Source organism: Polynucleobacter sp. AP-Kolm-20A-A1 (assembly GCF_018688315.1).
In the GTDB taxonomy this organism is placed as follows: domain Bacteria; phylum Pseudomonadota; class Gammaproteobacteria; order Burkholderiales; family Burkholderiaceae; genus Polynucleobacter.
Genome location: NZ_CP061315.1, coordinates 120,720 through 144,856 on the forward strand (window position 1 = coordinate 120,720; position 24,137 = coordinate 144,856).

At 46.0% G+C, this 24,137-nt stretch carries 26 protein-coding genes; 8 read left to right on the plus strand and 18 right to left on the minus strand.

Annotated features, from left to right (window positions below):
• Positions 1–2 precede the first annotated feature (2 nt).
• A complete protein-coding gene (locus tag C2745_RS00700) occupies positions 3–899 on the plus strand; it encodes a glycosyltransferase family 47 protein (RefSeq protein ID WP_215384445.1) in 897 nt (298 codons plus the stop codon).
• 10 nt (positions 900–909) lie between these two features.
• On the opposite strand, the gene C2745_RS00705 is transcribed toward C2745_RS00700, so the two are convergent.
• The gene (locus tag C2745_RS00705) at positions 910–1,482 is read right to left on the minus strand and encodes a 2OG-Fe(II) oxygenase (protein WP_215384446.1); all 573 of its coding nucleotides are present in this window, start codon (positions 1,480–1,482) and stop codon (positions 910–912) included.
• A 44-nt stretch (positions 1,483–1,526) separates the two neighbouring features.
• Positions 1,527–2,873 (minus strand): MFS transporter, encoded by a 1,347-nt coding sequence (locus C2745_RS00710; RefSeq protein WP_215384447.1) that lies wholly within the window; start codon positions 2,871–2,873, stop codon positions 1,527–1,529.
• 167 nt (positions 2,874–3,040) lie between these two features.
• Between C2745_RS00710 and C2745_RS00715 the strand changes: the two genes are divergently transcribed.
• On the plus strand, positions 3,041–3,625 hold the full coding sequence (locus C2745_RS00715; RefSeq protein WP_215384448.1) for a phasin family protein: 585 nt from the start codon (positions 3,041–3,043) through the stop codon (positions 3,623–3,625).
• Between the two features lie 103 nt (positions 3,626–3,728).
• Here C2745_RS00715 and rmuC read toward each other — a convergent pair whose 3' ends face one another.
• From rmuC to hemA, 5 genes are all read right to left on the minus strand, one after another.
• Positions 3,729–5,003 (minus strand): DNA recombination protein RmuC, encoded by a 1,275-nt coding sequence (rmuC, locus tag C2745_RS00720; protein ID WP_215384449.1) that lies wholly within the window; start codon positions 5,001–5,003, stop codon positions 3,729–3,731.
• A gap of 11 nt (positions 5,004–5,014) precedes the next feature.
• Positions 5,015–5,323 carry a Grx4 family monothiol glutaredoxin gene (gene grxD, locus C2745_RS00725; RefSeq protein WP_215384450.1) on the minus strand — a complete coding sequence of 103 codons (309 nt, stop codon included), beginning with the start codon at positions 5,321–5,323 and terminating at the stop codon, positions 5,015–5,017.
• An 89-nt stretch (positions 5,324–5,412) separates the two neighbouring features.
• The gene (gene prmC, locus C2745_RS00730) at positions 5,413–6,264 is read right to left on the minus strand and encodes a peptide chain release factor N(5)-glutamine methyltransferase (protein WP_215384451.1); all 852 of its coding nucleotides are present in this window, start codon (positions 6,262–6,264) and stop codon (positions 5,413–5,415) included.
• Between the two features lie 8 nt (positions 6,265–6,272).
• Positions 6,273–7,352: a peptide chain release factor 1 gene (gene prfA / locus C2745_RS00735; protein WP_215384452.1), complete on the minus strand. Its 1,080-nt coding sequence runs from the start codon at positions 7,350–7,352 to the stop codon at positions 6,273–6,275.
• On the minus strand, positions 7,353–8,669 hold the full coding sequence (hemA, locus tag C2745_RS00740) for a glutamyl-tRNA reductase (protein ID WP_215384453.1): 1,317 nt from the start codon (positions 8,667–8,669) through the stop codon (positions 7,353–7,355).
• 1 nt (position 8,670) lies between these two features.
• On the opposite strand from hemA, the gene C2745_RS00745 reads away from it, so the two are divergent.
• Positions 8,671–8,967, plus strand: coding sequence for a GlsB/YeaQ/YmgE family stress response membrane protein (locus C2745_RS00745; RefSeq protein ID WP_251368338.1), 297 nt, complete (start codon positions 8,671–8,673; stop codon positions 8,965–8,967).
• Here the strand turns inward: C2745_RS00745 and C2745_RS00750 are convergent.
• The 4 genes from C2745_RS00750 to C2745_RS00765 are packed head-to-tail and all read right to left on the minus strand — an operon-like array spanning position 8,956 to position 13,478.
• A complete protein-coding gene (locus C2745_RS00750; RefSeq protein ID WP_215384454.1) occupies positions 8,956–9,702 on the minus strand; it encodes a uracil-DNA glycosylase in 747 nt (248 codons plus the stop codon). The genes C2745_RS00745 and C2745_RS00750 overlap by 12 nt on opposite strands.
• Positions 9,703–9,713: 11 nt before the next feature.
• Positions 9,714–11,489, minus strand: coding sequence for a M61 family metallopeptidase (locus C2745_RS00755; protein ID WP_215384455.1), 1,776 nt, complete (start codon positions 11,487–11,489; stop codon positions 9,714–9,716).
• A gap of 5 nt (positions 11,490–11,494) precedes the next feature.
• The gene (locus C2745_RS00760) at positions 11,495–12,211 is read right to left on the minus strand and encodes a DsbC family protein (protein ID WP_215384456.1); all 717 of its coding nucleotides are present in this window, start codon (positions 12,209–12,211) and stop codon (positions 11,495–11,497) included.
• Positions 12,204–13,478 carry an FAD-dependent monooxygenase gene (locus C2745_RS00765; protein ID WP_215384457.1) on the minus strand — a complete coding sequence of 425 codons (1,275 nt, stop codon included), beginning with the start codon at positions 13,476–13,478 and terminating at the stop codon, positions 12,204–12,206. Before C2745_RS00765 ends, C2745_RS00760 begins: the two co-directional genes overlap by 8 nt.
• 40 nt (positions 13,479–13,518) lie before the next feature.
• Between C2745_RS00765 and ychF the strand changes: the two genes are divergently transcribed.
• A complete protein-coding gene (gene ychF / locus C2745_RS00770; RefSeq protein WP_215384458.1) occupies positions 13,519–14,613 on the plus strand; it encodes a redox-regulated ATPase YchF in 1,095 nt (364 codons plus the stop codon).
• Positions 14,614–14,704: 91 nt separating this feature from the next.
• On the opposite strand, the gene C2745_RS00775 is transcribed toward ychF, so the two are convergent.
• Positions 14,705–15,055, minus strand: coding sequence for a hypothetical protein (locus tag C2745_RS00775; protein ID WP_215384459.1), 351 nt, complete (start codon positions 15,053–15,055; stop codon positions 14,705–14,707).
• Positions 15,056–15,169: 114 nt separating this feature from the next.
• Between C2745_RS00775 and C2745_RS00780 the strand changes: the two genes are divergently transcribed.
• The gene (locus C2745_RS00780) at positions 15,170–15,742 is read left to right on the plus strand and encodes a hypothetical protein (RefSeq protein WP_215384460.1); all 573 of its coding nucleotides are present in this window, start codon (positions 15,170–15,172) and stop codon (positions 15,740–15,742) included.
• Here the strand turns inward: C2745_RS00780 and trpC are convergent.
• From trpC to rpe, 5 genes are read right to left on the minus strand one after another with little or no spacing between them, the layout of a single operon-like run.
• On the minus strand, positions 15,723–16,526 hold the full coding sequence (gene trpC, locus C2745_RS00785) for an indole-3-glycerol phosphate synthase TrpC (protein WP_215384461.1): 804 nt from the start codon (positions 16,524–16,526) through the stop codon (positions 15,723–15,725). The two genes, C2745_RS00780 and trpC, sit on opposite strands and share 20 nt — an antisense overlap.
• A 10-nt stretch (positions 16,527–16,536) precedes the next feature.
• The gene (gene trpD / locus C2745_RS00790; RefSeq protein WP_215384462.1) at positions 16,537–17,562 is read right to left on the minus strand and encodes an anthranilate phosphoribosyltransferase; all 1,026 of its coding nucleotides are present in this window, start codon (positions 17,560–17,562) and stop codon (positions 16,537–16,539) included.
• Positions 17,563–17,574: 12 nt separating this feature from the next.
• Positions 17,575–18,141 carry an aminodeoxychorismate/anthranilate synthase component II gene (locus tag C2745_RS00795; protein WP_215384463.1) on the minus strand — a complete coding sequence of 189 codons (567 nt, stop codon included), beginning with the start codon at positions 18,139–18,141 and terminating at the stop codon, positions 17,575–17,577.
• Positions 18,125–19,630, minus strand: coding sequence for an anthranilate synthase component I (gene trpE, locus C2745_RS00800; protein ID WP_215384464.1), 1,506 nt, complete (start codon positions 19,628–19,630; stop codon positions 18,125–18,127). The genes C2745_RS00795 and trpE overlap by 17 nt, the downstream gene beginning before the upstream one ends.
• Positions 19,630–20,355: a ribulose-phosphate 3-epimerase gene (gene rpe / locus C2745_RS00805; RefSeq protein WP_215384465.1), complete on the minus strand. Its 726-nt coding sequence runs from the start codon at positions 20,353–20,355 to the stop codon at positions 19,630–19,632. The genes trpE and rpe overlap by 1 nt, the downstream gene beginning before the upstream one ends.
• Before the next feature lie 49 nt (positions 20,356–20,404).
• Between rpe and apaG the strand changes: the two genes are divergently transcribed.
• The 3 genes from apaG to C2745_RS00820 all read left to right on the plus strand — a co-directional run bounded on the left by apaG (position 20,405) and on the right by C2745_RS00820 (position 22,861).
• Positions 20,405–20,779: a Co2+/Mg2+ efflux protein ApaG gene (apaG, locus tag C2745_RS00810; protein ID WP_215384466.1), complete on the plus strand. Its 375-nt coding sequence runs from the start codon at positions 20,405–20,407 to the stop codon at positions 20,777–20,779.
• Between the two features lie 128 nt (positions 20,780–20,907).
• On the plus strand, positions 20,908–22,059 hold the full coding sequence (locus C2745_RS00815) for a murein transglycosylase A (protein ID WP_215384467.1): 1,152 nt from the start codon (positions 20,908–20,910) through the stop codon (positions 22,057–22,059).
• Positions 22,060–22,084: 25 nt separating this feature from the next.
• A complete protein-coding gene (locus C2745_RS00820; protein ID WP_215384468.1) occupies positions 22,085–22,861 on the plus strand; it encodes an enoyl-CoA hydratase in 777 nt (258 codons plus the stop codon).
• A 28-nt stretch (positions 22,862–22,889) separates the two neighbouring features.
• On the opposite strand, the gene C2745_RS00825 is transcribed toward C2745_RS00820, so the two are convergent.
• The gene (locus C2745_RS00825) at positions 22,890–24,086 is read right to left on the minus strand and encodes a M20 aminoacylase family protein (protein WP_215384469.1); all 1,197 of its coding nucleotides are present in this window, start codon (positions 24,084–24,086) and stop codon (positions 22,890–22,892) included.
• Between the last annotated feature and the right edge of the window lie 51 nt (positions 24,087–24,137).

Below are 24,137 nucleotides of genomic sequence, written 5' to 3' on the forward strand. Positions count from 1 at the left end.
AAATGAATACAGTACAAATTCTTAGTACGCCCGACACTTTAAATTCTGCTTTAGAGACATGGTTTATTCAAAACAATCTTTTTGGGGGTGCGCCATATAGCCTTGGCGTAGATCAGGCAAAATTGGACAATTCACCTGTGGTGTATCTGGAGCTCCATCAAATTAATGTCGAACTGATTCGGTTCATCAAATCCTTAGGTAATAAAGTGGTCCTCTACCATATGGGTGGGGAAAGGCTTGATAAAGATATCTCGGCGTATGCCGAATGTGATCTAGTGATCCGAAACTATTATTTCTCTAGCATTATTGAAGGATATGGCCCTGGTAGCAAAGTTATGTGGGCCCCGAATGGCTTTAGAACTGGTGTTGGCCCTCGACATAAAGATTCTTTGAAAAAAGCATCGCAACGCCAGTGCTTGGCTGCATTTTTGGGTTGGATTAATAACTCAGCTTCTTACAATAATGAGCGCGCCAGCTTTTCTGGGCCTGCAACCGCTTGCGGCGAGAATTTGTACGTAATGCCTTCCAATGGATTCGCGGGTGGATATAACGTAGGCTTATATTCTGCAATCATGGAGGATAGTATTTTTGCCCCCTGTCCTTCGGGTAACAATCCAGAAACAATACGTTTGTATGACGCCTTAGAGTTGGGTTGCATCCCCATTTCCCTGCCCCATGAGTTTTTATCATCCCCGGACGCCTTGGGATTGGTTGGTCCCGCTCCCTTCCCAATTATTGAGTCGTGGGCTCTATTGCCGGAATTTTTGAATCAAATGAAAAGTAAAGCAGCCTCTAATCCAGAAGGGATTCTAGAGTTGCAGGCGCGCTGCATCAATTGGTGGGCAGCTTTTAAGGATGCCATTCAAAATAAAATTCTCGAAAGAATTCTTTCGCCCTGAATCTTTTCGCCTAGAAATCAAGTAAGAAGTTGAAGTTAATAATGCATCTTGCTTTAGAAGTTCTGGGTGGATGGTTTGCATGTAAAACCGTTTCATTGAAGTAAACCAGCGAACCTTTCTTTGGTGTGAAAGTATCCTCTACTTCATATACCCCAGAATCATTCTTTTCTTTAAAGAAAAGGGTGTCACCATCCGAATCATTCACGTAGTAAATCGCAACTACAGCCTTATCAGTCGTGTCGTAATGTGCCGGAAAGTGATCGTTTTCTCCAAACTCCGGATTGGGGAATGTTAGGTTTAACTTGCAGCTGGCAATTTTTGGTTCTAGGCCGAGCTTGGTCACTAGCGCTAACGCAATAGGCTCAATTAGACCCCACTCATTTGAGACTAGCTGACCTTCATGAACAAACATGTGATTAAGCCGATAACCATCTTTGGTGTTGGGATCAGAAAATGCTGTTTTGTTATCTAGGTTAACTGATCTTGGGTTTAAAAAGAGCGGGAAGTTCGGTCCTAAGAATCTTTCTTCAATAGCATTTTGTTGCTCTATGGGCACGATGTTTTCAATGACGTTCAATGACATATTTATGAATCTTTTTGAAGGTTACTAATTGAACTAAGTCTAATCTACTTATTAAGCAAATTGAGCTTAGTCTCTGGTAAATACATTGCGGCAATTATTGCGGCGCTCAATAAGAAAACGACAGGGTACCAAAGGCCGGTGAGATTATTTCCTGAAACTTGATTGATCCAGGTAACTGCCAAAGGGAGTAATCCGCCTACCCAGCCTGCGGCCAGATTATGGGGTAATGTGGCCGCGCTATTTCTATTTTTTGCAGGAAAGAGTTCTGCCAGTAGCGCAGTCTGGGGTCCTACTACTAAGGCTAGCGCCAAAGCTAGTGTCACGAGGACAATGCTTAAGCCCAAAAGAGAAGATGCGCTATTTGTTTGTATGTACGCTATTCCATAATTCTCTAAAAGCTTAAATGCCGGAATAATAAAAATGGCGCCAAGCATAACCCCTCCTACAATTACAGGCTTACGTCCAATCTTGTCCGAAAGCCAGCCTGAAAAAATAGTTAATGGAAAGAGCATTAGTGTGGCGCCAATACTCAGTTGATCAACCAACTCAGGCGGAAGCTGAATCGTAGTCTTTAAGAAAATGGCCACATAAACTTGAACGCAGAAAAACAAAATAGCTCCGCTAGATGAAATACAGAAGAATAATAAAAACATTCTTTTGCGTATCTCCGGATCTTTAAAGTTATTTGCTAGCTGCGATTCTGCTTTGCCATTTTTCTTCGTAATTTCTAAAAATACTGGCGTCTCTTCAAGGGACTTTCTTATCCAAAACCCAAATGCTAGCAGCAGTACTGAGAGCCAAAATGGCACACGCCAACCCCATGACTGAAATTCCTCAGGGGAAAGGTAGTTTCTAAGAAGTGCAATTTGTAAGGTAGAGAAGAGTATTCCTAAGGGGCCCATTAATTGCAGGAAGCTAGTCTTAAAACCGCGATGCTCATTTCCTGCATGTTCAGTTAGGTAAACAGCGCTTCCTCCAATTTCTCCACCGGCGGATAGGCCTTGCAAGAGTCGAAGGCTAACCAACAGAATGGGGGCCCAGATACCAATTTGGGCATAAGCGGGTAGAAAGCCCACGCTAACTGTCGCCAAACCCATTATGGCGATGGTGATCATGAATACAGGTTTGCGGCCTATACGATCACCCATAGAGCCGAAAAGGGCTGAGCCGATAGGGCGTACTACCATTCCAACGCCAAAGGTCGCCAAGCTCGCTAAAAGCCCGGCATTGGGGTCGCTAGAAGGGAAAAATAAAGGTCCAAATACAACTGCTAGGGTGGCGAAGGTCAGGAAGTCATACCACTCTAAAAAGGTCCCAAAACAGGCCGCAAGCGCTACCTTTCGATAGGAATGCAAATCCTCTTTTGATTCTAAGTTATTGATTTTATTCAATTTATATCTTTAAAAGTATTTATTTGTTGCATAGCAGCAAAAATTCCTTGCTTTGTCATATTCGCTCAGTTACAGTTTCATGGTGCAGTGCAATATTTAAGGTATCTACATCCTCCTTATTTAGCACTTAATTGACTAGTTGTACCACTTAATTTCTGGAGAAATATATGAACCAAGAACAAATCACCGCTAAATTGTCCCAAATTAACAGCAAGGGCCTCGAGGCTTCATTTTCTTTGAGCGAAGCTGCTTTGGAAAATGCTCAAAAATTGGCTGAATTGAACTATGCAGCATCCAAAGACGCTTTGGTAAATGCGCAAGACGGTTTTCAACAAGTTTTGACAGCAAAAGACCCAAAGCAAGTTACTGAACTTTTAAATGCTGAGACATTGCAAGCTGCGGGTAATCAAGCTGCTGCCTACCAAAAGAAAGTAAGCAAAGTGTTGCGTGATAGCAATAAAGAATTTGCAAACGTAGTTGATGCAAGCATCGACCAGTTGCAAGATGGTTTCCAGGACTGGATTAATACTGTTGCTTCAAATGCACCTGCTGGTTCCGAGACTTTCATCTCTTCTTTCAAGACTGTATACGGAAGTGCGTTGCAAGGTTTTGAACAGTTCCGCGCTGCTAGCAAAGAAGCTTTTGCAACTGCTGAGAAAACTGCTGATCAGGCACTCGAAACAGTACAAGGTCAAATTGCTCAAGTTAAGAAAGCTGCTACACCTGCATCACGTAGCCGCAAAGCTGCTTAATTAGAGAATTTACTAAAGCATTACGTTTTAAAAAACCCGCCTAGTGTGAGCTAGGCGGGTTTTTGTTTGTCTTGACTAAAGAAAATATTATTTATTTTGGGCGCTACTCAAAGTCTGAAGATGATTCGAGTAGCGGCGCCGCTATATTCTTACTGGGCTTAACGCCTAGTTCGCGAACTTTTTCGGCGGAGCGTATGAGATTGCCTTTGCCAGTCTTTAATTTATTGAATGCGTCGTGATAACTTGTCTGCGCCTGGTCTAGTCGTTGGCCAAGCTTCTCAAGATCATCTACAAATCCAACAAATTTGTCGTAAAGATTGCCGCATTGTTTCGCAATCTCAAGGGCATTGCGATTTTGATGATCCTGTCTCCACAAATGGGCAACAGTGCGCAAAGTAGCCATCAAGGTGCTGGGGCAAACCAGCACAATATTTTTTGCTAAAGCTTCTTGGTAAAGATTGGGCGCAGTCTTTAGTGCCAATAAGAATGCTGGCTCAATTGGTACAAACATTAAAACAAAGTCTACTGAGCCAACGCCATACAGGGCGCTATAGTTCTTGCCAGATAAGCCTTGAATATGTTGGCGCAGCGACTGGATATGGGCTGCCAACTCTTGTTCTGCTTTAGCTGGATCTGTGGCTTCAGCGTGCCTTGCATAGGCCGTAATAGATACCTTGCTATCGACAACCAGACTTCTACCTTCAGGCAGCTTGATAACAACGTCAGGTTGTAAGCGCGAGCCATCTGTTTGCGTATGGCTATCTTGCACAAGATATTCTTCGCCTTTGCGTAGACCCGAAGATTCCAAGATGGATTCCAGAACTAGCTCCCCCCAATTGCCCTGAACTTTAGAGTCGCCTTTTAAGGCTTGGGTTAAGGAACGGGTTTCGTCTGACATACGCAGATTGAGATTGGCGAGTCGCTCAATTTCACTTTTGAGTGCATGGCGCTCACGTGCTTCATTGCCATAGGAGTTGCTTACTTGTTCTTTAAATTCAGTGAGCTTGGTTTGTAGTGGTTTTAATAAAGCATCTAAGCTGGCTGCATTCTGTTCGGTAAAGCGCTTGGATTTGTCTTCCAAAATCTCATTGGCCAAATTTTTAAATTGGTTGGTCAGGGCTTCTTTTGCTTCATTGAGTGACTCGATCCGACCTAGACCTTGTTTTCGTTCTGAGTCGAGCTCTGCTTCAAGGCGAATCGCATTTTGAAGTGCCTTGTCACGTTCGGCGCGCATGCTTGCCGTCAGAGAGGCATCCGCTTGTACTTGTTGTTCTACGCGAGTCAGTGCTGAACGTAAATTGAGCGCATAAACCAAAAGGCCTGCACACAAACCTAAGGGCAGGCCAAACAGTAGAAGAGAGCTAAGATCGAAGGTCACAGCGAAAGAGCTTAGGCCTGAACCAATTTTTGTAGTTCACCGGATTGATACATCTCAGTCATGATGTCTGAGCCACCAATAAATTCACCATTAATGTAAAGCTGTGGAATAGTTGGCCAATTGGCATATTCTTTAATTCCTTGGCGGATTCCGGCATCTTCCAAAACATTCACGGTGTGTAGATTTTCGACTCCACTAGCGCGCAAAATATTTACGGCATTGCCGGAGAAGCCGCATTGTGGAAACTGTGCTGTGCCCTTCATAAACAACACCACTGGATGGCTGGTAACGATTTCTTTAATTTGAGCTTGTGTGTCCATAAATTCTTTCTAGTAAGGCAGCCTTTACTCAAAGGCAGTTTGAAAACAGGGTTTATTTGATTTTAAGACTTTATGCGAAATAGGGTTATTTATAAGCCTATTTTTCTGCCTGAAGCCACTCGAGTGTGCCCAGCCAAATCCTGGTGGGTTTGAATATCCGCAAGTCCGGCAGCTTTCATAATGGCAACAACAGCTTCGGATTGATCAAAGCCGTGCTCGACGGCAATTAAGCCATTGGAATTTAGATGCGTGGCTGCTCCGGCAATAATGACTTCAAGGCAAGTCAGACCACTGGCATGATCGGTAAGTGCTGATATTGGTTCAAAGCGTAAGTCGCCCTGAGTGAGGTGCTTATCCTGAGAGGCGATATAGGGCGGATTACTCAAGATGACGTCAAAGCGCTCATCAGGTTGCAAAGCTGAGTACCAGTTGCCTTGAGCAAATTGGACGCGTGAAGCGACGTTTAGAAGCTCAGCATTTTTTTTGGCAATCTCTAAAGCCCCTGGAGATTGATCTGTTGCAGTGACTGCTATATGAGGAGCTTCATGTGCAACTGCTAAAGCAATAGCACCAGAACCAGTGCCAAGATCAAGAATCTTCGCTGGCCCTCCTAAGGCTTGAATTTCACGCAATCCGATTTCAACTAGTAATTCTGTTTCTGGGCGCGGTATCAAAACACCAGGCGCAACATAAAGCTCAATGTTATGAAACCCTCTTTTCCCCACGAGGTATGCGATTGGTTCGCCATTCATTCGCCTGGACTCTAAGTTTTTCCATTGCGTGAGGGCTTCGGGGTTCAATGCCATCTCATCGCGAGAAAGTAATGCTGAGCGAGGGAGCTGGTAGTGCTGCTCGAGGACATGAGCCATCAGGATTCGTGCATCGCTAGGTGGAAGCAGGGAGGCGCTCAATAGCGAGCGCAGGCTAAATTCGGCACTCATAAAGTGTTTTAGTTATCGCCTAGTGCGGCAAGCAATTCAGCTTGATGTTCGGATGCAAGTGCGTTACAAAGATCATCGATATCGCCATCCATCATGGCATCAATCTTATAGAGCGTCAGATTAATGCGATGGTCAGTAATGCGCCCTTGAGGGAAGTTATACGTGCGAATGCGATCACTACGATCGCCGGAGCCAATTAAAGATTTCCTAGTTTGTGCCTCAAGCTGGTGTTTCTCGCGTTCGCGGGCATCCATGATGCGCGATACCAAAACCTTCATAGCTTGTTCGCGGTTGCGGTGTTGGCTGCGATCGTCTTGGCATTCGACTACTGTGCCAGTTGGCAAGTGCGTAATACGTACTGCAGAGTCAGTTTTGTTAATGTGCTGTCCACCGGCACCTGAGGCTCGGAAGGTATCAATTCGCAATTCAGCAGGATTAATCTTGACGGCTTCTAATTCATCCGCTTCTGGCATGACGGCAACTGTGCATGCTGATGTGTGAATACGCCCTTGTGTTTCGGTCTGTGGAACACGTTGGACGCGATGGCCGCCAGATTCAAATTTGAGTCGCGAGTAAACAGATTGGCCTACTAGGCGTAAGACAACCTCTTTATATCCACCTAAATCTGATTCAGCGGCGCTGACTACTTCGACCTTCCAGCCCTGTCGTTCAGCAAAGCGGGTGTACATACGTAGGAGATCGCCAGCGAAAAGGGCGCTTTCATCACCGCCTGTGCCTGCCCGTATTTCTAGAAAGACGTTGCGTTCGTCGTTCTCATCTTTTGGGAGTAATAGCTTTTGCAGGATCCCTTCAAGCTCTTCCATGGTGGCAAGAGCTTGTTTTTGTTCTTCGTCTGCAAAGTCCTTCATTTCGGGGTCTTTGCGCATCTCTTCTGCAGCTTGAGCATCCGCTTCCGCTTGCTTATAAAGGCCGAACTGTTCAACTACGGTCGCGATATCAGAATGTTCGCGCGTGAGCTTCCGATAGGCATCCATATCTTTGGTTGCTTCTTCGGAAGTTAAAAGGGAATTGAGTTCGGCTAAGCGCGTGTCTAGGTGGTCTAGCTTAGCCCGCATGCTGGGCTTCATCTAATGGTCTTCTGGCTTGGAGTGTGAGGCAAATAGTTTTGGTAGCAGCTTAATAAGAGCGTCGCGCTCTGCGCCATTGGAGTGTTGTAGTGCATGCAAAGAGCCATGCAAGAATTTATTGGTAAGACCTTGAGCCATTGCATTAAGGACTTCTTGAGGGTCGTCGCCACGCATTAAGCGTTTCATAGCACGCTCTAATTCAAGTTGACGTAAACGTTGGCCTTGCTGCTGAATATCTTGAATCAGAGGCACTGTTTTGCGGCCCTGCATCCAATGCATAAAATTTCCAACCCGATCTTCAATGATCGCTTCAGCTTGACTTACTGCTGCTTGACGTAAGTTGGCACCAGTCTGAATCATGACGCCTAAATCATCGACGGTATAAAGATAGATATCTTCGAGCCTTGAGATCTCAGGTTCAAAGTCACGTGGCACCGCTAAGTCAATCATCACCATCGGTTTGTGGCGACGTTGCTTGAGTGCGCTTTCAACCATACCAAGACCAATAATTGGTAGGGAAGAAGCCGTACTTGACACGATGATGTCGAATTCATGAAGACGCCCTGGCAGCTCTGAGAGCTTGAAGGATTCTGCCTGTACATCTTGTTCGGAAATGGAGTCAGCCAATTCTTGGCCACGCTCGATAGTGCGGTTAGCAATTGCAACACTCTTGGGCTTGCGCGACACAAAGTGCGTTGCGCATAAAGTGATCATGTCGCCAGCGCCGATAAATAAAACGCGTTGCTCAGAAATTTTTTCAAAGATGCGCTCTGATAGGCGTACCGATGCGGCTGCCATTGAAATAGAGTGTGCGCCGATCTCTGTAGAGCCGCGAACCTCCTTAGCTACGGAAAATGTTTTTTGAAAAAGATGATTTAAGTAGGTGCCTAGTACGCCAGCATCATTTGCAGTACGAACAGCATCTTTCATTTGCCCCAGGATTTGGGTTTCACCAATCACCATTGAATCTAATCCGCAAGCAACTCTAAACGCATGTCGTACAGCGTCCGATTGGGGTAGCGAATAAATATGAGGCTGAAGGCTGCTGGGCGCAAGTTGTTGGGTTTTAGCCAGCCAGTCGAAGGTGGCTTCGTGCAAAAGTCCTGCGGCACTATCGTCATTGGCTGCGCAATAGACTTCAGTGCGGTTGCAAGTAGACAAAATAGTTGCTTCTGGCAGCCCGGCCTGATTCGCGCCAACTAAATGTTGGCGTAGGTCGTGCAACGCTTCTTGAAGAAATTCAGGGTCAAAGGCGACCTTTTCCCGAATGGCGACCGGCGCTGTGTGATGATTGATGCCGAGTGTCAACAACTTCATAATGGCGATTATAGATTTGATGGCAGCATTATTGGGGGTAAGAATGGGGTTTTTAGCTTTTCTGGTGATTGGGGCTATATCCGGGGCATCGGCTTGGATGTTTTATCCTGGCCGCTCCAGTGGCTCTGGGCTTGGAAAGTTCTTGCTAGCTATGCTGGTGGGCTTTATTTTTGCCGCTGCAGGCGCATATTTTGGGCAGTACATGGGCTTTTTCGAGTCTGGACAAATGTTGGAGTGGCTGAGCGCCATATTTGCCTCCTGCCTGGCAAGTTGTGTTTATAGCGCTTTAGCTAAATAAGTCTGTTTGCGTCTGGCCGACCCACTGAATGGGTGTGCGGGCATGAGCTATTAACCATTGATTCGTTTTGGAGAAGTGTCCACAACTCATTTTTCCGCCGGGCTCTAAAAAAGGCTTATCCGTCTTATAGACTCCAAGCCCCGATGGGTGGGATGATTGCAAGATCAGCTGATTAGCTTCAGATTGAATGAGAGGCAATTTTGATTGGGCATGTCCTCCCCACAACATCCAAACCAAATGTAAATTTTTTTGTGCAAGAGCAGCTATTAGTTTGTCTATCAAACTTCTCCATCCCAAACTTGCATGACTACCAGCCTCGCCTAGTTTGACACTAAGGGCGGTGTTAAGAAGTAGCACACCTTGATTGGCCCAGTGATGTAAGTCACCATTTGGCAAATAACCAAAACCCTCAAGAGCAAGTGCTTTACTGATATTGCGAAGTGAGCTGGGAAATTCTCGTGAGTTTGTAGGAATAGTTGCTGGAATTGAAAAAGCCAATCCCTGAGCTAGGCCAGGTGAGTGATAGGGATCTTGTCCGAGAATGACGGCACGAACTGATTCAACGGGAGTAAGCTTCAGTGCTTTGAAGAAATTCTCTGGCTCAGGTCGAACTTCTTGAGAGTCTAAGACAAGACGTAAATTGTCTTGGAGTCTTTTCCAATCGGAAGATTCGAAGTAGTTGCCCAACAAGGCTTGCCAATCACGGGGAATATCTTCTTTGGAAAAAGATTGCATCTGCTTGCTTATTAGGAGCGCGGACTTAATTCGTATTGCATCGGAACCTGGGGGGCTTGCAATATCAAGATGCGCTCATGTTCCATGTCGTCTCGATAAAAGGAGATCTCTAGGCTCTGATTTTCGGAGAGACTTCCTAGAACCTTGTCCCATCGAGCGCTTGTAATTCGCTGACCATTGATGCTTGCTAGTAAATCTCCTGCTGCAAGACCTGCGGCTTGGGCTGCTCCGCCATCTAAGACGTGAGTCACCTTAAGCCAACCACTCACTTCGGCATGACGCAACCCAAGTTGAAGCTTGATTTTTTCGAGTTTTGTATGAGTCTTAGTGGCTACCGAGACCACTTTAGAGTTAAGCCATTTCTGCAGTGGGATATCTTCAGTCCCAAAGATATAGCGTGACTTCATTTCATGCCAAATCTTATTGAATCCATCGCCCAATAATTGATGTATTAATGCATCTAATCCATCCTCGGAAATTCCATCCATCGTTTGGCCATGCATCTTCCAAATGAAGCGCATCAAGTCATCGAGAGATTTCTGATTTTTCGAGAAAGCGCGAATTTGTAGATCAAGACCTAGCGCAAGTAGTGCGCCTTTACCGTAGTAACTCACCACTGCATTCGGGGTATTTTCATCGGCCTGGTAATACTTGGTCCAGGCATCAAATGAGCTGTCAGCCAAACTCTGCTTTTGTCTGCCGGGACCCCGTAAAACGCCATTCCAGTTGTCGGCAACCAATCTTAGGTAAGTCTTAAGATCTATGCGCTTGCTGCGAAAGAGTTGAAGATCGTCGTAATAGCTGGTGAAGCCTTCAAATAACCAAAGTAAACGGGTGTGATTACGCTGAGATAGATCGTAAGGTTGAAATACTTTTGGTTGAATACGCTTGACTAGCCATGCATGAAAATATTCATGGCTGCATAAGCCCAGAAATTCACGATAGGCATTCTCTTCAAAAAGAACGCCTTCCTGTGGAATTTGATCGCGACGACACAGTAGCGCAGTGCTATTGCGATGTTCTAGTCCGCCATATCCATTTAGTACTGCATTGACCAAGAACAGGTAATTGGGGAAGGGCGTCTTTTTGGTTTTAGGTTCAAAAAGATTAATAGTGGAAGCGCAGATGGCTTGCAGATCATTTTCTAAACGCGCTTTATCTATAGGGTGAATGCACCCCTGTATTGCCATAGAGTGTGCAGTGCCATTTGAGATCCAGCGGGCAATTTGAAATTCACCAATGGCAACAGGATGATCCAATAAGTCATCGTAGTTTTGCGCAAGATAAAAACCAAAACCTTGATCGTCAGTTTTTGCTGACCGCAAGCTTGTTTGTACTGACCAATGATCAGCAAAAGAGCTTTCAGGTCGAATAATGGCAAGAGAGCAAGGAATATCTTCTTGTCCCTGCACTCCTAGGCAAAGGCTGGTGGCATTAAAGAATGCACGCTCGGTATCAAGATAAGCTGCACGTACTGACGAGTCGAAGGCGTAAACCGTTGTGAGGATCTCTACTGCAGTATTTATGTTAGGTAGTCGCCATTGATCGTTGCTTAATCTTTCAAGAGCAATTTTTTTCTTGGTATCACCTGCAACAAATGCTTCGATTGATTCAATGTGCTTGCTGAAATCACGAATCAAATAGCTGCCTGGAATCCATGCTGGCACCTGCAATATCTGCCCCTCTGGATTGGGGTTTGATATGTGAAGCTTTACTTTAAAGCGGTGACCCTGAAGATCTGCTGGCCATATGGTGTACTGAATTGCTGGTAAGTCAGAGTTCTTCATATGAATTATTTCAGTGAGCTAAATTTCTTTTCGATATCAGTAATTTGAACTGCGCCAGGAAAGCGGCTGCCATCAGTAAAGAAGAGTGTTGGTGTGCCAGTAATGCCATAGGTCTTCGCAAAAGCCATATTTTTATCTAGGGCTGTAGCGCAATCACTCTTTCCGCTGGGAGTGACACCATTAACCATCCAGTCCATGTATGACTTATAAGGGTCTGCTGAGCACAAAATTTGTTTTGATTTTTGTGCCGAGTCCGGAGAGAGAATCGGAATGAGATAGGTGTAGATGGTGACGTTATCCAATTGTTGTAGGGATTTTTCTAGGCGTTTGCAGTAACCACAATTAGGGTCAGAGAAAACGGCGAGCTGGCGACTACCATTTCCGCGAACATTTTTAATGGCGTTGGCTGGATTCAGATCGGTCCATTTAATGCGATTTAAATCGGCCTGCCTTTGCTCGGTAATATTTTTACCGGTGGCCAATTCAATGACTTCGCCTTGAATGAGATATTTCCCGCTAGCATCGGTATAAACGATTTCGTTGCCAACAATTACCTCATATAAGCCGGTGATGGGCGCAGGAGCGACATTTTTGACTTTGACATTGGAGCCCAATTTTTTCTGTAATTCGGCTTTTATTTGTTGCTCTGCTTGCGCGTGGGCATGTCCACCAAAAAAAATAGTGGCACCAATTAATGCGGCGGTGGATAAGAATTTAATCAAAATCGATTTCCCCTAAAGCGCGTTCAATAAGACGCTGTTTTATAAAGTGACTTTTATTTACAAGACCAAGTCCCCAATTGCGAATTTGTTTTTCAGTGCTGCTGCTTGCAGAAAATAATTTCTTCAGCTTATCGGTAACCCACAGGAGTGCGCTGGTGTCACCTTGTCTTTGGCGCTCATATCGACGCAAGAGTACCAAGTCGTTTGGCGAGCGAAATGATTCACGCCTACCTAAAATGTTGAGTAACACCGCTACGTCTCGTAGTCCTAAATTTAAGCCTTGCCCTGCCAACGGGTGCATCACATGAGCTGCATCACCAACGAGTACAGCCTTAGGAGAGTTATCCGGACCAATAAAACGTTTGGCACGAATTCTTCTCAGGGGAAAAGCGCCAGGTTCTGAGTTGAGAGTAAGTTCACCAAGTTGCTTGCTGATTGCGCCATTTGCAATGGTAGAAAAGCGGTCTAGCCATTGCTGTTGATTGAGCTTTAATAGATCGGCTGCGTTATCTGGCGATGTTGACCATACCATCGATACTTGTTTGCCTGGTAGCGGCAACATTGCCACAATATCTCCACCAGGTAAGAACCACTGAAAAGCAGTTTCAAGATGTGGATAGGTACAAAGCCAATTGGCAACAACAGCGCTTTGCGAATAACTTTCTTCGGTTGCAGTAATTCCTAGTTCTGTGCGTATCGGAGAATTAGCGCCATCAGCGGCAACAAGAAGTTTTGCGCGAATAGCGCCGCCATGGTTGAGGTACGCAGTAACACCGTCGTCATCCACCTCTATCTTTTTGACTGCATCACTAATGCGTTCCAATTTACTTTGAAAGCGTGAGGCTTGATCAAGGGTGTGTTCGATTAAATTCGATTCACCAATCCAGGCCAATTGCGGCGCACCAGCTTCAAACGCTGAAAGATGGAGTTGATCATTTTTTTCGCCACGATCACCATAAATACGCATATCGCGGACTGGTTGCAGTCGGCTGTGATCAAGTGCATCCCAAATTTGCAAATGGGCGAGTAGTTTTTGGGTGCTAGGCGAAAAAGCATAGATTCGTTGCCCCCACTGAGATCCTTGTGGGCCAGCAATGCTTTTTTCTAGGTCGGGGGCAATCTCGATTGTTTGCAGGCCGAGTTGAGCCAAACCCAGGGCGCAAGCCTTACCAGCAATGCCGCCGCCCACCACAAGCACGTCTACAGAGCGAGTAGGGGCTGAAAGTCCAGAGGTTTTGGAGGGGGAGTTTTGGTTAACTTCTGACATAACTCGATGATATCGAAACAAGCCCCTTTACAATAAGGCCATGTCTTTGAAATGTGGCATCGTCGGCCTGCCTAACGTCGGCAAATCTACCCTCTTTAATGCGCTTACCAAAGCTGGAATCGCAGCGGAAAACTATCCTTTCTGCACGATCGAGCCCAATGTAGGCGTTGTTGAGGTTCCTGACCCTCGTCTAGCCCATTTGGCTGAGATCGTGAAGCCGGAGCGCATCCTGCCTGCAGCAGTCGAATTTGTCGATATCGCAGGCTTGGTAGCGGGCGCCTCCAAAGGCGAAGGTCTAGGCAATCAATTTTTGGCAAATATTCGAGAAACTGACGCAATTACCCACGTGGTGCGTTGTTTTGAGGACCCAAACGTGATTCACGTTGCCGGAAAAATCGACCCAATCGCTGATATCGGCGTGATTGACACTGAATTAGCGCTTTCGGATTTGGCAACTGTTGAAAAAACTCTGAATCGCTCTACGAAAGCTGCGAAATCCGGTAATGACAAAGAGGCTGCTGCTTTAGTTGCGGTGCTTACCAAAGTGCAAGCGCATCTGGATTCTGCTCAGCCGGTTCGTAGCCTCAATTTGACTGAAGAAGAAAAATTGGTGATTAAGCCTCTTTGCTTAATCACAGCTAAACCTGCTATGTATGTAGCCAACGTGAAAGAGGATGGGTTTTCGAACAATCCTCATCTTGAAGCAGTCAAGCAGCATGCAGCAAAAGAGGGTGCCCCAGTAGTTGCAGTCTGTGCCGCAATTGAGGCTGAGATCGCTGATTTGGATGATGCTGATAAAACGGAGTTCTTAGCTGATCTTGGCATGGAAGAGCCAGGCTTAGACAGAGTCATCCGTGCTGGATATGCATTGCTAGGTTTACAAACGTACTTTACAGCCGGCGTCAAAGAAGTGCGTGCTTGGACTATTCATGTGGGCGACACAGCTCCTCAGGCTGCTGGAGTAATTCATACGGATTTCGAGCGTGGCTTTATTCGTGCCCAGACTATTTCTTATGAAGACTTTATTCAATTTAAGGGTGAGTCCGGTGCTAAAGAGGCGGGCAAGATGCGCGCAGAGGGTAAGGAGTACGTCGTGAAAGATGGCGATGTCTTGAACTTCTTGTTTAATGTTTAGCATTCCTGCGACAGCTCGTTGAAATAAAAAAGCCCTTCAAACAAGGGCTTTTTTATTGCCTGCACAAAGGCAAAAAGTGTAGAGAGTTTTCTTAGCCTGCTTTAGCGGCTTTCTCGAGGCACTTAGAAATTTCTTCGTAACGTTTTAACGCTAACTTAGTCGGCAGCACTTGCTTTTTGCGACCATCTTCATTGCTACCCATCTTGATGTAGCCCATTGCACTCAGATTCTTGAGTCGCCCATGCAGCGTGGCTTGAGAGCCTAACTCTGATAGTGAAATCAAGTCCCCTACCAACACAGTTTCTTTGAGGTGTGCATGAGCAACCACTTTATCCAGCAAGCCTTCCTCGATGCAATCGAGTTTCTTCCCAGGGTTAATGCGATCGAGAGCGTCAATTAAGTTCAGGAAGCGCAAATAGGGCGGTTGCTTAGGTGAAGACATTAGTTGAATTATATAGTTGAGTTTTTATTAGCTGTAGGGCTAATGCTATTCTATTCCTTAAATACGATTTGTGCGATTTATCTTTGTCAAATGAAATCATCCATACTCTGAGTAATGTCTAAAGTTATTTCACAACCTATACGCACATGGCTCTTGGGAATGTTCGTTAGTGCACTCGCCTATGCAGCACTCTTCTATTTCAATTCGTGGCTTACGAGCAGTCTTGTAGTTGGTGCCGGTGTTAACTGGATATATCTTCCTGCTGGTTTGCGACTTTTTCTTATTTTAATTTTTGGCTTGCCAGGGGCCGTCGGAATTGCCCTAGCCTCATTTCTGATTAGCTATTCTGGTTCGCTGTCAGATGATCTGATGGTATGCATTGGAACCGGTTTGATATCAGGCTTCGCACCTTACCTCGCCAGAATATTTGTGCTGAGCAATTTGGAGTTGGATTCCGATCTCAGCAACCTAAATTTATCTAAATTACTGAATTGTATTTTGGTATTTGCTGCATTAAGCGCTGGGCTGCATCAGTTTTGGTACGCCACAGTCAATATTGATGACTCTGGCACCATGAATCATTTCATTGCCATGTTCATTGGCGATATATTAGGATCAGTACTGCTGATCTCACTAATTAAATATAGCCTCGATCTTTTAAGGCGATTTAGGAAAACAGCTCACTAAGGGCGGCGCCCGGATCAGGTGCCCGCATAAAAGCTTCGCCAACCAAAAATGCATTAACTTGGTTATCACGCATTAATTGCACATCAGCGCGGCCTAGAATCCCTGATTCAGTCACTAACGTTTTATTACTAGGAACCATCGATAAGAGTGAAAGCGTTGTTTGTAGTGTGACCTCAAAAGTTTTGAGATTGCGATTATTGATTCCAAGCAGCGGGGTTTTTAATTCAAGCGCTTGTTCTAGTTCTGGTGCGTTATGTACCTCAACCAACACATCTAAACCTAATTCATGCGCACACGCTTCAAGCTCTTTCATTTGATTAAGTTCGAGGCAGGCAACTATCAGAAGAATGGCATCAGCGCCGATCGCACGCGCTTCATAAACTTGATAAGGGTCTATCGTGAAATCTTTACGCAAGACGGGAATGCTACACGCAGCCCGAGCTTGTTGAAGATAGGTGTTGCTGCCTTGAAAGTAATCTACGTCCGTAAGGACCGATAAACAGGCTGCTCCATGTTTCTCATACGATTTAGCAATGTCGGCAGGCATGAAGTTCTCGCGCAATATTCCTTTACTGGGACTGGCCTTCTTGATTTCGGTAATGACGCCTGCCTTACCCGCGGCAATCTTTTGTTCAATTGAGTGAATGAAGCCGCGCGGCTTCATTAAGACATCTTGATTATTTGCCCCTGCTTTTTCTCGCTGATTGCTAAGAGAAATTTTTTGCAGGCAATTAGCAACCTCGATCTTTTTGGTTGCAACAATTTTTTCGAGGATATCGCTCATGTATAAGAACTTAATTAGATTGAGTTGCGGCAACAAAGGCGTCAAGCTTTTGGCGTGCAGCCCCAGAAGCAATAGCTGCCTTGGCAAGGGCAATACCGCTGGCAATATCTTTAGCCACTCCAGCTACATATAGGGTGGCACCGGCATTTAGGCAAACAATATCGCTGGCAGCGCCCGGCTGGTTATTGATGACATCCAAAACAATTTTTTTAGATTCTTCTGCATTGGCTACTTTGAAGCTATTTGTCAGTGCAGTACTGAGTCCAAAATCTTTCGGGTGGATTTCATATTCACGAACCACGCCATCCTTAAGTTCGCCTACTAAAGTCGCACCTTCAAGCGATATCTCATCCAAGCCATCTCGCCCATAAACGACTAAGGCATGGTCCATACCTAAGGCTTGTAATACCCGCGCCTGAATACCTACTAGATCGGGATGGAACACACCCATCAGAATGCGCTTGGCATCAGCAGGGTTCGTTAGTGGGCCCAGGATGTTAAAAATTGTGCGGACACCCAATTGCTTGCGAATTGGCACCACATTCTTCATGGCGGGATGGTGATTTGGGGCAAACATAAAGCCCGCACCTACTGTAGAGATGCATTTAGACACTTGCTCTGCTGAGAGTGCTAGATTTACTCCCAGCGCCTCCAATACATCGGCGCTGCCGGACTTGCTGCTTACGCTACGATTTCCATGCTTAGCAATTTTCGCTCCGGCTGCTGCTGCAACAAACATGGCTGCGGTGGAAATATTAAAAGTATGTGCACCATCACCACCGGTACCAACTACATCCACCAGATGGGAGCGATCGTCAACCTGCACTGGAGTAGCAAACTCACGCATTACTTGTGCGGCAGCTGCGATTTCACCAACAGTTTCTTTCTTCGTTCGCAATGCAACGAGCAAGCCAGCCACTAATTCAGGAGGCATTTCGCCACTCATAATAAGGCGCATCATTGCGGTCATTTCATCGTGGAAAAGTTCACGATGTTCGATGCAGCGTTGTAGTGCCTCTTGAGGTGTGATTGACATAGCGCTATTTAATTATTTATTAAGCAAAAAATTCTTGAGAAGGGCGTGACCGTGCTCAGACAAAATAGACTCAGGGTGAAACTGAACGCCCTCAACAGCCAATTCGCGATGGCGCACACCCATGATCTCGCCGTCTGAAGATGTGGCGGTGACCTCGAGAACATCCGGTAATGAACTCTTTTCAATTGCAAGAGAGTGATAACGCGTGACCTTAAATGGGTCGGGCAAATTCTTAAATACCCCAACGCCAGTGTGATGAATGCTATCGGTTTTGCCATGCATCACCTTATGAGCGCGGATCACTTTTCCGCCAAACGCTTCGCCAATAGCTTGATGACCTAGACAAACACCAAGGATTGGAATTTGACCTGCATAGCGTTTAATTGTGGCAACGGAAATACCGGCCTCGGCAGGACTGCATGGCCCAGGAGAAATGCAAATGCGGTCTGGATTGAGTTTTGCAATTTCTTCCACTGCAATTTCATCATTCCGAAATACCTTCACCTCTTCGCCTAGTTCAGCAAAATATTGAACGAGGTTGTAGGTAAATGAATCGTAGTTATCAATCATTAGGAGCATCAAGCCCTCCTTGTACCAGCTCAGCTGCTGTCAACACTGCGCGCGCTTTTGCTTCGGTCTCTTTCCATTCGGCGGTAGGGTCAGAGTCTGCAACCACACCTGCTCCAGCTTGAGAGTGCAGCATGCCATCACGAATAACGCCAGTGCGGATGGCAATCGCAACGTCCATATCACCAGAGAATGAGAGGTAACCAACTGCGCCGCCATATACACCGCGTTTCACAATTTCCATTTCATCAATGATTTCCATTGCACGAATTTTTGGGGCTCCAGACAATGTGCCTGCTGGGAAGGTTGCGCGTAAAACATCCATATTGCTCATATTGTCGAGCAGATCACCTTCAACAGAGCTCACAATATGTTGCACGTGGGAGTACTTTTCAATAGACATGGAGTCGGTGACTTTTACGGAGCCAGTTTTTGCAATCCGTCCCACATCATTGCGCGCAAGATCGATCAACATGACGTGCTCTGCAATTTCCTTAGGATCTGCGAGCAATTCTTTGGCCAAACGCTCATCTTCCTCTGGGTTTGCACCGCGAGGGCGGGTGCCGGCGAGCGGTCTAATAGTGACAATCTTTTCAGATGCACGTTTTTCCTGGCGGACCAAAATTTCTGGCGAAGATCCAACGATTTGCATGTCGCCAAAATCATAAAAATACATATAGGGCGACGGGTTCAGTGAGCGCAAGGCTCTGTAAAGAGCTAACGGCGACTCAGTAAAAGGCTTGCTAATGCGTTGTCCAATCACGACTTGCATACAGTCGCCGGCCAAAATGTATTCTTTGGTTTTTAGTACGGCTGCTTCGAAGTCTGCGGCTTTAAATTTACGAATGAGTTCGGTCTTGGTGCTAGGCAATGAAGCAGGCATATTTGCCGGCTTACCAAGACAAGTCATTAATTCTTTTAAGCGGTTCTGTGCCTTTTCAAAACCATCGTCAATGCTTGGGTCTGCATAGACGATGAAATAAATTTTTCCTGCAATGTTATCAATGACTGCCAATTCTTCGGTCAACATCAGTTGAATATCGGGTACACCTAATTCATCGGGAAGCTGATGTTTTGCAAGACGGGACTCAATATAGCGAACGGTATCGTAACCAAAGTAACCAGCAAGGCCACCACAAAAGCGTGGAAGGCCTGGCTGTAAAGCTACCTTAAAACGCTTGAAATATGTATCAACAAAGTCGAGTGGATTATCGGTATTGCTTTCAACTACTTTACCTTCAGTCACGACTTCATTGATAGGTGCAGAAGGTGTGCCAACAGTTCTGACAATAGTCTTGGCAGGCAGGCCAATAAAGGAGAAGCGCCCAAAGCGCTCGCCGCCAAGAACAGACTCCAAGAGATAAGTATTTTTGCTGCCAAAAGCCTGACTTAGCTTGACGTAAAGCGAGAGCGGAGTCTCTAAATCAGCCAAGACCTCTTTAACAAGAGGAATCCGATTGAACCCCTGTTTTGCTAGAGCATGAAATTCTTCGCGCTGCATCAAGCTTTTCCTGACTTGCCTAATTCGCTGCGCATCTTCTCGATTACTTGAGCGTAATTGTCTTGGCCAAAAATTGCAGAGCCAGCAACAAAAGTGTCGGCACCAGCTTGTGCAACTTGTGCAATATTGTCTGATTTAATTCCACCGTCTACCTCAAGACGAATGTGGCGACCTGTCTCAGCTTGATAGCGATCTAATCTTGCGCGCACTTGCGTAATTTTATTGAGAGTGCTCGGAATGAATGATTGCCCACCAAATCCGGGGTTGACCGACATGAGCAAAACCAAATCTAGTAATTCCAGCGTGTGATCAAGATGATCAAGCGGTGTTGCGGGATTGAGAACTAACCCTGCTTGACAACCTTGATCGCGAATTAAATTGAGAGTGCGATTAACGTGAGGGCTCGCCTCTGGGTGAAAGCTGATTAAGTTAGCTCCAGCTTTTGCAAAGTCAGGGACGATGCGATCAACAGGCTCAACCATGAGATGAACATCGATCATGGCGGGCTTGCCGTTTTTGACAGCGTATGGGCGAATAGCCTCACATACCAGAGGGCCAATAGTGAGGTTAGGGACATAGTGGTTGTCCATCACGTCAAAGTGAATCCAGTCAGCTCCTGCGCTCAAAACATCCTGCACCTCTTTGCCTAAGCAGGCAAAGTCGGCCGACAAAATGGAGGGGGCAATAACAAATTGGCTAGTAGATGGTGATTTTTGGCTTTCCATCCCTAGATTCTAGCTTGCAGTTGGCTCTTGGATGGAGCAGAATTCGAGCATGAATCCCCACGAAATGAGCGTTACGGTCAAAGCCCAGTACCTTCCTGACCAATCTGACCCCGATAACCGCCAATTTGCCTTTGCTTATACGGTCACTATTCGCAATACAGGTAGCGCCAGTATTCAGCTAATTGCCCGCCATTGGTTCATTACTGACGGGGATAACGACGTTCAGGAGGTTAAAGGGCTAGGGGTGGTTGGGCAGCAACCCCTTTTGCGCTCTGGAGAGCATTTTGAGTACACCAGTTGGGCTACTTTGCCCACACCAGCCGGGACTATGCGTGGGGAATATTTTTGCGTCACGGAAGACGCTCAATTCTTCCAGGCCCCTATTCCGGAATTCGCTCTAGTAATGCCTCGAACGCTGCATTAATAGGCTTGGCATGAGATTACTTCTTTCCCTTGCCGGTCCATAGGACAATAAACAATAAGAGTCCGAGAGCAATGGCTCCTTCAACGGCAAAGAGGATCATTGGGTATTCATCGAGTAAATTGGCGATCATGAGTTCTAAATTTAAATTAGCGCAATCTGTTGCGAAAGAAGTGACTTTGTTTAGTGTATTCGCTATCTTGCTAGCGAGTTTGATTTCTGGTTGCTCGGCCCCTCCAACGCGTGGATCAGGATTTCGCTCCGGATCAGGTGCAGGGCCTGCCTCCTACAGTTCGTCTATCGCTAGTTTTAGTGCAGTCTCTTGGCAGGCTTTGCCAGGCTGGCAGGACGATGATTTATCGCAAGCTTGGCCTGCTTGGCAAAAGAGTTGCGATGGTTTGCGCAAACGTAATAGTGAGATTAATTGGCGTCAAGTCTGCGCTCAAGCGACAAGCGTATCAAGTGGAGATGCCCAAGCAATTCGCCGATATTTTGAAAGCAACTTTCAAGCTTATGAGATTCGCAATAGCGCGGGTAGCGATACGGGAATGATTACCGGGTATTACGAACCAGTGATGAATGGATCATTAACTCGCACAAGCACCTTTAGCGTTCCGCTCTACGCCTATCCAAATGCTTGGAAAAAATCAAAACCCAATCCAGGCCCTACACGTGCAGAATTAATGAGCTCTGGAGCCTTGCAGGGTACTGAAATCGCTTGGGTACAAGATCCTGTTGCCGCAGCATTTATGCAAATACAGGGCTCTGGAAAAATCCGACTGCAAGATGGCCGAGTGCTGCGACTGGGTTATGCAGGCACAAATGACCAACCCTTTAAATCATTTGCTCAGTGGCTGCTTGACCGAAAAGAGATTTCTCGAAGCGAGGCAACTATGCAAGGTATTTCACAATGGGCTAAACGCAATCCCGATCGCGTGAATGAAATGCTCAATGCAAACCCCCGATTTGTTTTCTTTAAAGAGTTGCCTGGCAATGTCGCTGCAGATTTAGGTCCCAATGGCGCACTGGGAGTGCCCTTAACTGGCGAGCGAAGTATTGCGATTGATCTTCAGGCGATGCCTTTGGGTGCACCTGTATTTTTGTCCACCACAAAACCTTTGAGTGCGCAGCCCTTACAAAAATTGGTGATGGCACAAGATACTGGTAAAGCTATTGTGGGTGGGGTGAGGGCTGATTACTATTGGGGTTCGGGTGAGGCTGCTGGGGAAATGGCGGGTCGCATGAAACAAAATGGCAAGATGTGGTTATTACTGCCGCGTTAATTGATTGCATATTAGAAAGAAAAACATGAGTTACAAGACAATTTTGACTGAAGTGGAAGGTAAAGTTGCCACCATTACCTTAAACCGCCCTGAAGTACTGAATGCATTAAATGATCAGTTGATGGATGAGCTTGGCGCTGCATTGCTGGGTTTTGATGCGGATGACAATATTGGTTGCATCATCGTGACCGGTAGCGAGAAAGCATTTGCTGCGGGCGCTGATATTGCATCGATGGCAAAGTATGGATTAAAGGATGTTTATCGCGAAGACTTCATTTCTCGCAACTGGGAAGAAATGAAAAAAGTTCGCAAGCCAGTTATTGCAGCCGTGTCTGGGTATGCACTAGGCGGCGGTTGTGAATTGGCCATGATGTGCGACACGATCATGGCTGCAGATAATGCGAAGTTTGCCCAACCTGAAGTGAAGCTGGGAATTATTCCGGGGGCTGGTGGCACGCAACGCTTGCCACGCGCGGTTTCCAAGGCAAAGGCAATGGACTTGGCACTTACAGGTCGGATGATGGATGCCGCCGAAGCAGAGCGATCTGGATTAGTGTCCCGCGTATTTCCTCAGGCTGATTTGCTTAAAGAGGTAAAGGCGATTGCCAAGGGGATTGCCGATATGCCTTTGCTCACTGCGATGATGGTGAAGGAAAGCATTAATGCTGCTTATGAAACCACTCTTTCAGAGGGTATGCATTTTGAGCGACGCTTATTCCACACTTGCTTTGGAACTAATGATCAAAAAGAAGGCATGGCTGCATTTATGGAAAAACGGCCAGCAAAATTTACGAATTCTTAAACTTGAATTCGTAAAGCAGTGAAGCAAATTAGTTTTTTGCTAGGTAGCGTTGAGCTAGTGTGACCCAGTAGCTCACGCCTACCGGAATCAATGCATCATTAAAGTCATAAGATGGATTGTGTAGGTGACATGGACCCATGCCATGGCCTACTGAGCGATGATCGCCATCACCATTGCCTAAGAATACGTAACAACCAGGCTTTTCTAGCAACATAAAAGCAAAGTCTTCTGCACCCATGGTTGGGTCAATTGCCGTATTTACATTTTGCTTGCCAACCAATTCACTCATTACTTCACTAGCAAATTCAACTTCGTTGTCATGATTAATTAGAGGCGGATAGTTTCTAGCAAAGGAAATCTCCGCCTGGCAATCAAACGCGCTAGCAACATTATGTGAAATCTCTCGCAGACGTCGTTCAATCAGATCTAAAACTTCTAGCGTAAAGGTGCGTACGGTGCCCCCAATAAATGCGCTATCAGGAATAACGTTGCTAGTTTCACCCGCATGAAATTGTGTAACCGATATGACGGCTGCATCTACTGGGCGCTTGTTGCGAGTGATGATGCCTTGGAGTGCAAGTACAACTTGTGCACCAGTAAAGACTGGATCAGCGCTATTGTGAGGTAATGCAGCGTGCCCACCTTTGCCTTTAATCGTAATCTCAAAACTATTACTGGAGGCCATCATCGGCCCAGAGGTTACCCCAAAGTGACCTTCAGACAGGCCTGGCCAATTGTGCAAGCCAAAGACGGCATCGCATGGGAATTTTTCAAAAAGACCATCTTTGATCATTTCGCGTGCGCCTGCACCACCTTCTTCTGCTGGCTGGAAAATAAAGATAACAGTGCCCTTGAAATCGCGATGATTCGATAAATATTGGGCTGCTCCTAAGAGCATTGCGGTGTGGCCATCATGGCCGCAAGCATGCATCTTGCCCGCATTGCGGGACGCATGTGCAAAGTTGTTGTGTTCTTGTAGGGGGAGCGCATCCATATCGGCGCGCAGGCCAATCATTTTTCCCGGACCCAAATCACCATCAAGGCGACCTACCACTCCAGTCTTACCCATGCCACGGAATACAGTAATACCCCAGCTCGAAAGTGCCTCAGCAACTAAATCAGACGTACGGTTTTCTTCGAAACGCAATTCAGGATGAGCATGAATATTGCGTCGAATTTCTTGAATGGCTTCTGCAGAAGCAATGATTTCAGAAGGTAAATGCATCCCTTCATCTTATCCGAAAGTCTTTTGATATGCACCTTTGGGGTTAATTAG